Raw genomic sequence first — 14,125 nt, 5'->3', positions numbered from 1 at the left:
TAATCATTATCAATTTTAACTTATCCACATGTGAATAACAATAATAACAAAATAAACGTTTTATCTCTTGCCCATGGATGATTTATTCCTTTATTACAAAAACAAAACTCATGATTTAATCAGGGAGAGCGGACAAGCAGATTGCCAAGAAATCGCTCATTGTTCAAAAAGCGGGCGCATATCACATGCTTCAACCGTCGATAATCTCTTTTTCATGGAACTAAGCGCAAGGACAGTCTCTATGCGCATGGATCTTATTTTTTGCGAAAGCAACAGAAAAAAGAGGCTTTCTCAAATGATGAGATAGCCCCTTCCCCCGCGTTTTATGAATGTTTAAACATCTTATTCCTTGCTTATTTGCTCATGCACGGGAGCTATAACAATATACCGATGAGGTTCTGTTCCAACGGAAAAAGTTTTAACTTTCCGATTATTAGCTAAAGCAGAATGAATGACTTTTCGCTCATATGCCGGCAGCGGTTCTAATTTCACTTCTTTTTTTGTTTTCACCGCTTTTTCCGCCAATTTTTCAGCCAACTGCATCAACACATCGCGACGCCGCGCCCGATAGTTTTCAGCATCAACTGTGATATGAACATAGCCATTGGCATAGCGGTTCGCCACCAGCTGTGTCAATAGCTGGAGAGAATTCAATGTTTGTCCATGTTTGCCAATTAACAAACCGATCTTTTCACCGCTAATGGTAAACTGAATTTCTTTGTCATGTCCTGCTTCACTTTTCGTCACACTCGCTGGAATCCCCATCTTTTCAATCACATTTTTCAAAAAAATTTCTGCCTCTTCAATTGGATCAGGATGTACTTTTACCTTTACAACCGCTGGTTTATTGCCTAAAATACCAAGAAACCCTTTTTTCCCTTGCTCTAATACGTCAATTTCCACGCGATCTCTTGAAACGCCTAATTGATTTAATGCAAGCTGAATAGCCTCATCAACAGTCGAAGCGGTCGCGGTTACTTCCTTCACTTTTTCTGTCCCCCTGAATGATTAGATTTTAAATCAGGACCTTTAATAGCATAGGTTTGTACAATAGAAAAGATATTTCCTACTACCCAATAAAGAGATAAAGCAGCTGGAAAGTTAATACCAAAAACAATAATCATAATCGGCATAATCCAAAGCATCATCGCCATCTGCGGATTTTGCTGCTCAGTCCCTGCCATCATTATTTTCTGTTGAATAAATGTCGCTACCCCAGCTACAACAGGCAAAATAAAATACGGATCTTTAGCTCCAAGATCGAACCATAGGAAATTATGATCGGCAATTTCTCTTGTTCGCATAATGGCATGGTAAAAACCAATTAAGATCGGGGTTTGGATAATGAGCGGAAAACAACCGGCTAATGGATTCACGCCATGTTTCTGAAATAGCATCATCGTCTCTTGCTGTAATTTTTGTTGCGTTTCCATATCTTTAGAGCTATACTTTTCTCTAAGCTTTTGTAACTCAGGCTGCAATGCCTGCATCGCTTTCGCATTTCTCGTCTGTTGAATCATCAGAGGCAAAATAACAAGCCGGATCAAAATGGTAACAATGATGATCGACAAACCGTAGTTTCCACCAAATAGGTGCGCCACATATTTAATCAACCACGAAAGCGGATAAACAATATACTCGTTCCAAAACCCTTTACTCTCCGATGTGATCGGCTGATTTACTTGTGAACACCCCGCTAATAGAGCTATAAATGCAACAAGTGCGATCGTTAACCAAATTCGCCTTTTCACTACATTTCCCTCCTAACATGTCCAAAATCCGGTTTCTGTATATGTATTTTACCATCATTCTGATCAAAAAGAATGATTCTCTAATACTCCAGCTTTTTTCAGCACATGCATTAAGCTTTTTTTCACTTCCGCATAATTCATTTCAGAAACAGGCCGTCTTGCAATAATCACATAGTCCTTTGCAGTAGCAACCTGATCTCGCAATTCTAGAAAAGTCTGGCGAATATAACGCTTTACTCGATTCCTGACGACCGCTTTTCCAATTTTTTTACTTACGGACAAGCCAATCCGAAAATACGGCTGCTCTGGCCGATCCAATACATAAATTACAAATTGACGATTGGCCATGGAATGGCCTTTTTGGAATACTTGTTGAAATTCCTCATTCTTTTTTATGCGGTATTTTTTTTTCATCCCCAATCGCAACACTCCATATTCTTCCGTAGAGTTTGGGCAGATAGCTTAGAAAAAAGACCACTGAGGTTTCAGTGGCCTACGCGGATAATACTTTTCTTCCCTTACGGCGGCGACGTGCAAGCACTTTACGTCCGTTCTTTGTGCTCATGCGTGCGCGAAAGCCGTGAACTTTACTGCGTTTGCGCTTATTTGGTTGATATGTGCGTTTCATTATATGACACCTCCCTGAGGAATAACTGTTACAGGCAGTCTTTCTAATTATATTGAACAATTTAGTGAAATGTCAACCGTTCCAGGTGGATCTTTCAGTCACTTTTTATCCTGTGGATATATTTTCTCTTGCTTTTCATTTATTCACAACATTTATCGACATTTTTTTCACAACTTCTTACCATGTGGATAATAATTTTCCACAGTGTATGGGCGTTGTGGATATTTATCAAAAATCATTGCAACACGCTAGTTTATTTGATATCATATTCTTGTTTTCACTCTGGATTATTCTTGTGTATAATTTTTTTATCCACAAAATGTGGATAATGTGTGGACAATTTATTCACGGTTGTAGAAAAAGCTATCCACACTAAGTGGATTCTGTCGAAATGTCGTTTTCCTTCCTAATTATATTATTTTTCCACAGCGTATTTTTATAAATTTATATGCATCGCTTAAAAAAGTTGTACAAAGATTGAACAACCCTTTGTGTAAAAAGGAGGGCCAACGGGTGGAAAATATTGATGATTTATGGAATAAGGCGCTTGCGGAGATCGAAAAAAAAATCAGTAAACCCAGCTTTGAAACCTGGCTGAAATCAACGAAAGCTCACTCCCTAAAAGGTGATACACTCGTCATTGTAGCCCCAAATGAATTTGCAAGAGATTGGCTGGATTCCCGCTATGCTCATTTAATCGGCGAAACCATTTATGATATCACTGGAGAAGAGCTAACTATTAAATTTATCATTCCTCACAACTCGAACGAGGAAGATATCGATCTTAAACAGGTGACGAAAAAGCAGCGTAAATTGGATGATGAGCAGGTAGATTTTCCGCAAAACATGCTAAATCCAAAATATACATTTGATACGTTCGTCATCGGATCCGGAAATCGTTTTGCCCATGCCGCTTCCTTAGCAGTAGCAGAAGCGCCAGCAAAAGCATATAACCCTCTTTTCATATATGGAGGAGTCGGCTTGGGAAAAACCCATCTCATGCATGCGATCGGCCATTATGTGATTGAACATAATCCATCAGCCAAAGTCGTTTATTTATCTTCTGAAAAATTTACTAATGAATTTATTAATGCAATTCGTGACAATAAAGCCGATGACTTTCGCAACAAATATCGAAATGTTGATGTCCTATTAATTGATGATATTCAGTTTTTAGCTGGAAAAGAACAAACACAAGAAGAATTTTTCCATACATTCAACACGCTTCATGAAGAAAGTAAACAAATCGTCATTTCTAGCGATCGGCCGCCAAAGGAAATCCCAACTCTTGAAGACCGCCTGCGTTCACGATTTGAATGGGGACTTATAACCGATATAACTCCTCCAGATTTAGAAACGAGAATTGCTATTCTTCGCAAAAAAGCAAAGGCAGAAGGCTTCGATATTCCGAATGAGGTTATGCTTTACATCGCTAATCAAATTGATTCCAACATTCGTGAACTTGAGGGAGCTCTCATCCGAGTTGTGGCATATTCATCGCTTATTAATAAAGAAATTAACGCGGATCTTGCTGCAGAAGCACTAAAGGATATCATCCCAAGCTCCAAACCGAAGGTCATCACCATTCAAGATATTCAACGCGTAGTCGGGCAGCATTTCAATCTCAAGCTGGAAGATTTCAAGGCGAAAAAACGAACAAAATCGGTTGCTTTTCCGAGGCAAATCGCTATGTACCTATCTCGGGAGCTGACGGACTGTTCTTTGCCAAAAATCGGTGAAGAATTTGGAGGACGCGACCATACAACTGTGATCCATGCTCATGAGAAGATTTCAACTTTGCTGCAAACGGATGTGCAGCTGCAAAAACAAATAAAAGAGATTCAAGAAAAATTGAAACATTGATAGATAGTGTGAATAATATAAAAAGTTGTGCACAGTCTATCCACATGTGGATGACTGTGTTTCCTTTGCGATTTTTCGGCTTATCCACATGTTAACAGCTACTATTACTACTATTACTTATTTTTTATATAAAATAAATTTACTTTTATTCTAGTTTAGGAGGGTGCGATTCGTGCGACTTACCATTCAAAAAGATCACTTAGTTCGTAGCGTTCAAGATGTCATGAAAGCTGTTTCTTCACGCACAACGATCCCGATTCTTTCTGGTATTAAAATGGTAGCAACTGTTCAAGAAGTGACACTGACTGGAAGCGATTCAGATATATCTATTGAATCATCTATTCCAGCTGAAGAAGAAGGAACAATTATTGCAGAAGTCCTGCAACCAGGCAGTATTGTATTACCGGCTCGTTTTTTTGCCGAAATCGTTAAAAAACTTCCAGAAGACAACGTCGAAATAGAAGTTCAAAATCAATTTGTTACAATCATCCGTTCAGGAAAAGCGGAGTTTAGCTTAAACGGCTTAGATGCAGAAGAGTATCCAAGACTTCCACAAATTAAAGAAGAGAATGTGTTCAAACTTCCAACGGATTTACTAAAAACGATGATTCGTCAAACGGTTTTTGCGGTTTCTACTTCAGAAACACGACCGATCTTGACAGGTGTAAACTGGAAGGTAGAGAATGGAGAACTGATCTGTATTGCAACAGATAGTCATCGCCTTGCTTTACGGAAAGCAAAAATCGAAATGGATGCAAGTCTAGGCTATAACGTGGTTATCCCTGGGAAGAGCTTAAACGAATTAAGTAAAATTCTTGATGACAGTAATGAAAATGTAGAAATTGTCATTACAGAAAATCAGGTTTTATTTAAAACGAAACACCTTTTATTTTTCTCGCGATTGCTTGATGGAAACTATCCTGATACGTCCCGCTTAATTCCGGCAGATAGCCAAACAGACGTAATTGTGAATGCGAAGGAGTTTTTCCAAGCGATTGACCGCGCTTCTTTGCTTGCTAGAGAAGGAAGAAACAATGTGGTGAAATTGACAACATTACAGGATGGCATTGTAGAAATTTCATCGATATCCCCAGAAATCGGGAAAGTTACTGAGGAGATCCAGAGTGAATCTGTCGAAGGGGAAGAGCTAAAAATTTCTTTCAGTGCTAAATACATGATGGATGCTCTTAAAGCACTGGAGGGAGCTGAAATCAAGATCAGCTTTACCGGAGCCATGCGTCCATTTGTTCTTCGTCCACTACACAGCGATTCCATGCTCCAGCTGATCTTACCAGTCAGAACGTACTAATGTATAATAAAGCTGCTAGAACTACTCCGACTCTCTAGCAGCTTTATTTGCTATTGATCAATTTTTTAGTAAAATGAAGTGATGGACATTTTTTTGAAGAGCGGTGAAAATGATGAAACAAACGATAGAGATCACAACGGAAACGATTACTCTTGGCCAATTTTTAAAGCTTGTGCAAGCGATTGATACAGGCGGTATGGCAAAATGGTTTTTACAAACAAAAGAAGTATATGTCAACGGCGATAGAGAAAATCGTCGCGGACGAAAACTGAAGCATGGGGATGTTGTCGATATTCGCGATTTCGGAACTTTTATGGTAAAAGGTTTGGAGTAGGTGAAGAATCTTTGTTTTTAACACATCTATCGTTAAAAAATTACCGGAATTATATCAGCCAGGAGCTGTCGTTTACGAATAAAGTCAACGTGATTTTGGGAGAAAACGCGCAAGGAAAGACGAATTTGATGGAAGCTATTTATGTTTTAGCGATGGCTAAATCTCATCGGACATCGAATGATAAAGAATTGATTCGTTGGGATGAGGAATATGCTAAAATAGAAGGGAAGGCCGTTAAAAAAAATGGGCCGTCAGCTTTGCAGCTTGTGATTTCAAAAAAAGGGAAAAAAGCAAAAATAAGTCATATTGAACAAAAAAAATTAAGTCAATATATCGGACACATTAATGTGGTTTTATTTGCTCCTGAAGATTTGCATTTAGTCAAGGGCGGGCCGCAAGTAAGACGACGTTTTATTGATATGGAAATGGGGCAGATTTCCCCTGTTTATATGCATGATTTAAGCCGCTACCAAAAGATATTGCAGCAGCGGAATCATTATTTGAAGCTGTTGCAAACGAAGCAGCATCATGATGAAGCTGTTTTAGATGTATTAACAGAACAGCTGATAGAGCTTGCCGCGAAAATTACATTAAAGAGATATGAATTTTCCCAGCTGCTGCAAAAATGGGCTGAGCCCATTCATCGCGAAATCAGCCGAGGATTGGAAAAGCTGCAAATCCAATATCATCCTTCTGTTCAGGTATCAGAAGAGCTGGAATTGTCGAGAATAATAGAAGCATATACTGAAAAATTTGTTAAAATAAAGGAGAAGGAAATTCAGCGAGGTGCGACACTTGCTGGTCCTCACCGTGACGATTTGTCATTTGATGTCAATGGAAGAGATGTACAGACATTTGGTTCACAGGGACAGCAAAGAACAACAGCTTTATCGATCAAATTGGCCGAAATTGAACTGATCTTTTCTGAAACAGGCGATTATCCCATTCTTTTATTAGACGATGTACTTTCGGAACTGGACGATTTTCGGCAAACACATCTGCTTAACACCATCCGCCAGAAAGTTCAAACCTTTGTTACTACAACAAGTATTGACGGAATTCAACATGATGTCATAAAGGAAGCAGCGATCTATCAAGTGAGTTCCGGTCATATTTGTTCCCCGGACACCGGGGATGTTTGATCGTTTTTCAAAGGAAAGCGTAGGTGATTAACATGACAATGGAACAAAAAATCGAACATATGTATGATGAACGGCAAATTCAGGTATTGGAAGGCCTTGAAGCTGTACGGAAACGGCCAGGCATGTATATAGGATCAACGGGTCCCAAAGGCTTACATCATTTAGTTTGGGAAATTGTTGACAATAGTATTGATGAAGCGTTGGCTGGGTATTGTACAGAAATCTCTGTAACAATCGAAAAAGATAACAGTATTACCGTGGTTGACAATGGTCGTGGTATTCCAGTCGGCATTCAAGAACAAATGGGTCGACCGGCTGTTGAAGTCATTATGACGGTGCTCCATGCCGGCGGAAAATTTGGTAGCGGCGGATATAAAGTATCTGGAGGGCTTCATGGAGTTGGTGCTTCTGTTGTAAATGCCCTGTCACAAGAATTAGAAGTATTTGTTTATCGTGAAGGAAAAATTCATTATCAAAAATATGAACGCGGGATTCCTTGTGCGGATTTACAAGTTATTGGCGAAACGGATCGGACAGGCACTACTACTCGGTTTAAACCAGATCCTGAGATTTTTACCGAAACGACAGAGTATGATTACGAGACGCTGGCCACTCGATTACGGGAATTAGCCTTTTTAAATCGAGGGATTAAAATTAGTCTTGAAGATAAACGAGACGAAAACCGAAAGAACGAATACTATTATGAAGGCGGAATTAAATCATACGTTCAACACTTAAACCGAACAAGAGAAGTGCTTCATGATGAGCCTATTTATATCGATGGGGAACGAGATGGAATTTCCGTTGAGATCGCCTTGCAATACAATGACAGCTACAGCAGCAATATTTATTCGTTCGCTAATAACATTCATACACATGAAGGCGGAACACACGAATCGGGTTTTAAAACAGCATTAACCCGTATTATTAATGATTATGCACGCAAACACCACATTTTTAAGGACAATGATGCTAACTTAACCGGGGAAGATGTGCGGGAAGGGCTCACGGCGATTGTTTCTGTGAAGCATCCTGCGCCGCAATTTGAAGGGCAAACAAAGACGAAACTTGGAAATAGCGATGCAAGAACAGTAACAGATGCCATCTTCTCAGAGCAGTTTGAAACCTTTTTGCTAGAGAATCCAACTGTTGCCAAGAAGATCATCGAAAAAGGAATGATGGCAGCGCGTGCCCGTTTAGCGGCAAAAAAAGCGCGCGAGCTAACGCGGAGAAAAAGTGCGCTTGAAATATCCAATTTGCCAGGGAAACTGGCAGATTGTTCTTCAAAGGATCCTTCTATTAGCGAATTGTATGTAGTAGAGGGAGACTCAGCGGGCGGATCTGCGAAACAGGGACGAGATCGCCATTTTCAAGCGATTTTACCGTTGCGCGGAAAAATTATCAATGTTGAAAAAGCCCGTCTAGATAAAATTTTATCGAACAATGAAGTGCGAACAATTATAACAGCGTTAGGAACAGGAATTGGTGAAGATTTCGATATTACAAAAGCAAGATATCATAAGATCATCATCATGACGGATGCCGATGTCGATGGAGCGCATATTCGGACGCTGCTGCTAACGTTTTTTTACCGTTATATGCGGGAAATTATTGAAAAGGGATACGTTTATATTGCTCAACCGCCTCTTTACAAAATTCAGCAAGGCAAGCGGGTGGAATATGCTTACAATGATCGTCAACTAGAGCAAGTCTTGTCCGAACTGCCAGAAACTCCAAAACCGACCATTCAACGGTATAAAGGTCTTGGTGAAATGAATCCTGAGCAGCTATGGGAAACAACCATGAATCCTGAAACGCGGACGCTGCTTCAAGTAAGCCTTCAAGATGCGATTGAAGCTGACGAGATATTTGAGGTTTTAATGGGAGACAAGGTTGAGCCAAGAAGACAATTTATCGAGGAAAACGCAAAGTATGTCAAAAATCTAGATATTTAAGATGGATGTTTGAGAATCGATTTCTATATCTACGGAACATCGGTTTTGATGGTTTTTATCATTGATATGCATAAAGAAGCAATGTCCAGATCTATCCATGTCGGCAAGAACACCTTGCCGGCGTGGATGAAAAGAAAAGTGTTGGCTTCGTATAGGTTAATCCTTCATTATGTATTGGAGAGTGTTCAAATGCCACCCTCCCCATCTGGAAAATGAGTTTATAAGGGAGGTACGTAAACATGTCAGAAAATCGTAATCCTCGAATTCGCGAAGTGAATATCAGCCAAGAAATGAGATCGTCATTTCTTGATTATGCTATGAGTGTTATTGTTTCAAGGGCTTTGCCAGATGTTCGGGATGGATTAAAGCCAGTCCATCGTCGTATTTTATATGCGATGCATGATTTAGGGATGACAGCGGACAAACCTTATAAAAAATCAGCACGGATTGTTGGTGAAGTGATCGGGAAATATCATCCGCACGGTGACGCAGCTGTTTACGACACGATGGTGCGGATGGCTCAGGATTTTAACTATCGCTATATGCTGGTGGATGGACATGGTAACTTCGGTTCTATTGACGGCGATGCAGCCGCAGCCATGCGTTATACAGAAGCAAGAATGTCTAAGATATCGATGGAGCTGTTGCGGGATATCAATAAGGACACCATTGATTACCAAGATAACTATGATGGATCGGAAAAGGAACCGGCGGTGTTACCATCGAGATTTCCTAATTTGCTAGTCAATGGATCTTCAGGAATTGCAGTCGGAATGGCGACAAATATTCCTCCCCACCAGCTGGGAGAAGTAATTGATGCGCTTTTAGCCTTAAGTCAAGATCCGGAAATGACCGTTGCTGAATTAATGGAATTTATACCGGGACCTGATTTTCCTACTGCAGGACAAATTATTGGGCGCAGCGGAATCAGGAAAGCATATGAAACAGGAAGAGGCTCAATTACCTTAAGAGCGAAAGTGGAAATTGAGCAAAAAGCAAATGGGAAAGAAACGATCATTGTTCAGGAGCTTCCTTATCAGGTGAATAAAGCCAAGCTGATCGAGCGGATTGCTGAACTTGTACGCGAGAAAAAAATCGATGGAATCACCGATTTGCGTGATGAATCGGATCGTAGCGGCATGCGAATCGTAATAGAGGTTCGAAAAGACGCTAATGCCAAGGTGATTTTAAACAACTTGTATAAACAAACAGCACTGCAAACAAGCTTTGGAATCAATATGCTTGCGCTCGTGAATGGAGAGCCAAAAGTTTTAAACCTAAAAGAGTGTCTGATGCATTATTTAGATCATCAAAAGATCGTCATTCGCCGCCGGACAGCTTATGAGCTGAAAAAGGCGGAAGCGAGAGCTCATATTCTTGAAGGGCTGCGCATCGCTTTGGATCATTTGGATGAAGTGATCCATTTAATTCGGCACTCACAAACGACAGAAATCGCTAAAGAAGGTTTGATGCAAAAATTTTCACTTACGGAAAGACAAGCACAAGCCATTTTAGACATGCGCCTGCAACGACTAACAGGGTTAGAGAGAGAAAAGATTGAACAAGAATACCAAGAGTTGGTTCAGTTGATTGCCCAACTTAAAGAGATTTTAGCGGATGAAGAAAAAGTGCTGCAAATTATTCGTGATGAGCTCACAGAAATAAAAGAGCGATTTAATGATAAACGGAGAACCGAGATTGTAAGCGGAGGCGTTGAAGAATTTGATGATGAGGATCTGATTCCTTGTGAAAATATTGTCGTGACGCTCACGCATAAAGGCTATATTAAACGCCTTCCTTTATCTACCTACAAGAGTCAAAAGCGTGGCGGCCGAGGAATTCAAGGAATGAATACAAGTGAAGACGATTTTGTGGAGCACCTTTTGATCACATCGACCCACCATACCATTTTATTTTTCACAAATAAAGGGAAAGTATATCGTTCGAAAGGATACGAAATTCCTGAATTCGGCCGAACAGCTAAAGGAATACCAATTATTAATTTATTAGAAATCGATAAAGATGAATGGGTCAATACGATTATTACGATCGACCAATTTGACGATAATTCCTTTTTATTCTTTACAACAAAAGAAGGAATTGCTAAACGCTCTCCGCTATCTTCATTCGCCAATATTCGCAATAATGGCTTGATTGCTGTTAGCTTGCGTGAAGGAGATGAGCTTATTTCTGTAAAATTGACAGATGGTTCTAAACACGTGATCGTTGGAACGAAACATGGTATGCTCATCCGCTTCCCTGAAACAGAGGTGCGAACAATGGGAAGAAATGCAACGGGGGTTAAGGCAATCACGTTAGAAGGTGGCGATGAAGTAGTCGGAATGGAGATTCTAGAGGAAGATCATGATGTGCTTGTAGTAACGAAAAACGGGTACGGAAAACGCACAGGTGCTTCAGAATATCGAGTGCAAAGTCGTGGCGGAAAAGGGTTAAAAACATGCAATATTTCTGAAAAAAATGGCACAGTTGTAGCTGTAAAGACTGTAACAGGCGAAGAAGATCTTATGTTGATCACCACCAATGGCGTTTTGATCCGGATTGCTGTCAGCGATATTTCGAGAATGGGACGGAATACGCAAGGAGTTAAATTGATCCGGCTATCAGGTGATAATGAACACGAATATGTTGCCACAGTTGCAAAAGTACCAAAAGAGGAAGAAAAGGAAGCTGAGGATAGACAGGAAGACTAATGGATTAACATTGCTGATTCGAGGAACAGAGCCCGCATCCTCGAGTCAGCTTTTTATAATACACGGGGAATTGTGTCTTGTTAGACTGGGGGAATAAAATGATTCGTGTCAAAATTAATCAGTTACAAGAAGGATGTATTCTAGCAGCCGATGTAATTGGAAAAACAAAGAAAACAATTATTCCTAAGAACACTGTATTAACTCCGTTGCTTTTAAATGTGTTGGAAAAATTTTTGATTGAAGATGTTTATGTAGAGCCGGTATTAGCAAATGGCCAACCCTTTAGGCCTCTAGAAATTATCGAAGTAAAAAAGGAAAGCGATGAGCAAAATAATGAAAGTACGGAAGATATTATGGCTCTTTATTTAAAAGCAGTACAACGATACAAAAAAGCATTTCAATCTTGGCAGTCAGGTTCTCCTATTGATGTTGGAGAAATTCGTTCAATTATTATTCCTTTGCTTGACCGTTTTATCGATAATCGAACAGAACTGCTTACCCTATATCGTTATACAACGAAAGAAGATTATTTATACCATCATGCGGTCTGTATCGGGTTATTGTCAGGGTTTTTAGGGAAGCATCTGAATTATGGAAAAGGAGCATGTTATCAAATTGCTCTAGCAGGGATTCTTTGTGATTGTGGTATGGCTAAAATTAATGAAAAAATTATTATGAAAAAATCCGCCCTTACGGCTGAAGAGTATAAAGAGGTCAAGGAACATACCATTTTAGGGTATAAGATGGTTCAGAAAATCCCTGTTTTACAGGAAGGAGTAAAATTAGCTGTTTTACAGCATCATGAAAGAAATGATGGAAGCGGATATCCGTTTGGGATCAATGACAAGCAAATTCATCCATATAGTAAGATTGTTTCCGTAGCGGATGTATATCATGCCATGGTTTCTGAGCGTCTCTATCGGAAAAAAGAATCACCGTTTAAAGCGCTTGAACAAATTCAGGTAGATAACTTTGGGAAACTAAGCATGGAAGTCATACAAATCTTATTGAATCATTTAACAATGTTTTCGGTCGGCACAAAGGTGAAGTTATCCAATGGCGAAATGGCAGAAATTGTGTTTGTTCAAAGAGAAGAACCGACGCGGCCTATTGTTAAAACAATTGATGGAAATGAGTTTATTTCATTAAGCGAACAACGTCATCTTTTTATCGAAGAGGTCATTTATTCGTCTGAGATGGATGGAGAATAAATATTTTAATGAAAGTAAGCAAACCATCTCTATTTTTCCCATTCCTTTTTTGATGATGCGATCATGAGTAGCAAGCGTTAAATGATATCTATGCTTAGTCAGTAGATTAGAGACTTACGAATCGAAAAATTAGCATTAATTTAGATAAATCATAATTTGCGCCTTGTATTTCTTTCAAGTGTTAAGCAGTTAAAAAATAGAGGATGATTTTAAAAGGAGTAGAAATACTTTTAGTTTTATCAAAGAGGATCTAGCTATAATCAATACAAATTTTTAAAAAGGGTAGATAATGTATTCGGCGGTCGGAGATCAAGTCCGGGGGGTGTTTGTATCGTATAAATATGTGACAGCGGGCCGACCGTTGAAAAACAACATAAACCTCTGAATTAAAGATATAATCGTTAAAAAGCTAGGTTTCGCTTTTACAGATTTTTTATGTTCAGTTGATGGTAGCGGAGATGTATACGTCGTTTGTTCATGTTTTTCTCAAATAGGGGTACACTTTTTTAGTTAAACTTTTGTCCAGTATGGATTTAATTCTAAAGAAGTAGACAGAAAAGTGACCATTTCGCTTTTTCTGTTTCATAGACAAAGAAGTAAAGAAGAAAAAAATACTTGATTAATGTAAGGTATATAAGTATAATAAAAAATGTCCGTGAAAAACGGATGAATAAAATAAAAAAAGATTGACATTAGCTGATTGATTTGTTATCATTTAATAGCTGCTTTATTAGAACAATGTTCTTTGAAAACTGAACAAAACGAAGCGTGAATCGAAAAATTTCGGTATGGTCAACCGAAATTTAAATAATAGCCAATCAACTTTCTTTTGGAGAGTTTGATCCTGGCTCAGGACGAACGCTGGCGGCGTGCCTAATACATGCAAGTCGAGCGGACCGAATAGAAGCTTGCTTCTGTTTGGTTAGCGGCGGACGGGTGAGTAACACGTGGGCAACCTGCCCGTAAGACGGGGATAACTTCGGGAAACCGGAGCTAATACCCGATAACCCTGAAGACCGCATGGTCTTTAGTTGAAAGGCGGCTTCGGCTGTCACTTACGGATGGGCCCGCGGCGCATTAGCTAGTTGGTGAGGTAACGGCTCACCAAGGCGACGATGCGTAGCCGACCTGAGAGGGTGATCGGCCACACTGGGACTGAGACACGGCCCAGACTCCTACGGGAGGCAGCAGTAGGGAATCTTCCGCAATGGACGAAAGTCT

At 39.7% G+C, this 14,125-nt stretch carries 11 protein-coding genes and 1 rRNA gene (1 of these 12 cut by a window edge); 8 read left to right on the top strand and 4 right to left on the bottom strand.

What is annotated here, in order from left to right; all coding sequences use genetic code 11:
- Positions 1 to 342 precede the first annotated feature (342 nt).
- The 4 genes from jag to rpmH form a co-directional block, all read right to left on the bottom strand.
- Entirely contained in the window at positions 343 to 987 is a 645-nt protein-coding gene (gene jag, locus GFC28_RS13045) for an RNA-binding cell elongation regulator Jag/EloR (RefSeq protein WP_044745147.1), read from the bottom strand.
- Positions 984 to 1,751 (bottom strand): YidC family membrane integrase SpoIIIJ, encoded by a 768-nt coding sequence (gene spoIIIJ, locus GFC28_RS13040; protein WP_044745146.1) that lies wholly within the window; start codon positions 1,749 to 1,751, stop codon positions 984 to 986. Before spoIIIJ ends, jag begins: the two co-directional genes overlap by 4 nt.
- Before the next feature lie 63 nt (positions 1,752 to 1,814).
- On the bottom strand, positions 1,815 to 2,165 hold the full coding sequence (gene rnpA, locus GFC28_RS13035) for a ribonuclease P protein component (protein WP_044745200.1): 351 nt from the start codon (positions 2,163 to 2,165) through the stop codon (positions 1,815 to 1,817).
- 79 nt (positions 2,166 to 2,244) lie between these two features.
- A complete protein-coding gene (rpmH, locus tag GFC28_RS13030; protein WP_003397591.1) occupies positions 2,245 to 2,379 on the bottom strand; it encodes a 50S ribosomal protein L34 in 135 nt (44 codons plus the stop codon).
- 513 nt (positions 2,380 to 2,892) lie between these two features.
- Between rpmH and dnaA the strand changes: the two genes are divergently transcribed.
- From dnaA to GFC28_RS12990, 8 genes are all read left to right on the top strand, one after another.
- Entirely contained in the window at positions 2,893 to 4,242 is a 1,350-nt protein-coding gene (dnaA, locus tag GFC28_RS13025) for a chromosomal replication initiator protein DnaA (RefSeq protein WP_044745145.1), read from the top strand.
- A gap of 172 nt (positions 4,243 to 4,414) precedes the next feature.
- Positions 4,415 to 5,551, top strand: coding sequence for a DNA polymerase III subunit beta (gene dnaN, locus GFC28_RS13020; RefSeq protein WP_044745144.1), 1,137 nt, complete (start codon positions 4,415 to 4,417; stop codon positions 5,549 to 5,551).
- A 112-nt stretch (positions 5,552 to 5,663) separates the two neighbouring features.
- Positions 5,664 to 5,885: a S4 domain-containing protein YaaA gene (yaaA, locus tag GFC28_RS13015; RefSeq protein WP_044745199.1), complete on the top strand. Its 222-nt coding sequence runs from the start codon at positions 5,664 to 5,666 to the stop codon at positions 5,883 to 5,885.
- 11 nt (positions 5,886 to 5,896) lie between these two features.
- Positions 5,897 to 7,027 (top strand): DNA replication/repair protein RecF, encoded by a 1,131-nt coding sequence (gene recF / locus GFC28_RS13010; RefSeq protein WP_044745143.1) that lies wholly within the window; start codon positions 5,897 to 5,899, stop codon positions 7,025 to 7,027.
- A 32-nt stretch (positions 7,028 to 7,059) separates the two neighbouring features.
- On the top strand, positions 7,060 to 8,982 hold the full coding sequence (gyrB, locus tag GFC28_RS13005; RefSeq protein WP_044745142.1) for a DNA topoisomerase (ATP-hydrolyzing) subunit B: 1,923 nt from the start codon (positions 7,060 to 7,062) through the stop codon (positions 8,980 to 8,982).
- 239 nt (positions 8,983 to 9,221) lie between these two features.
- Positions 9,222 to 11,693 carry a DNA gyrase subunit A gene (gyrA, locus tag GFC28_RS13000; protein WP_044745141.1) on the top strand — a complete coding sequence of 824 codons (2,472 nt, stop codon included), beginning with the start codon at positions 9,222 to 9,224 and terminating at the stop codon, positions 11,691 to 11,693.
- Between the two features lie 98 nt (positions 11,694 to 11,791).
- Positions 11,792 to 12,904 carry an HD-GYP domain-containing protein gene (locus GFC28_RS12995; RefSeq protein ID WP_044745140.1) on the top strand — a complete coding sequence of 371 codons (1,113 nt, stop codon included), beginning with the start codon at positions 11,792 to 11,794 and terminating at the stop codon, positions 12,902 to 12,904.
- Between the two features lie 826 nt (positions 12,905 to 13,730).
- Positions 13,731 to 14,125: ribosomal RNA gene (locus GFC28_RS12990) — 16S ribosomal RNA — on the top strand; it runs 1,160 nt beyond the window's last position.

The organism is Anoxybacillus sp. B2M1 (assembly GCF_001634265.1).
Taxonomy (GTDB): Bacteria; Bacillota; Bacilli; order Bacillales; family Anoxybacillaceae; genus Anoxybacteroides; species Anoxybacteroides rupiense.
This window is presented reverse-complemented; position numbering and strand designations above follow the sequence as displayed.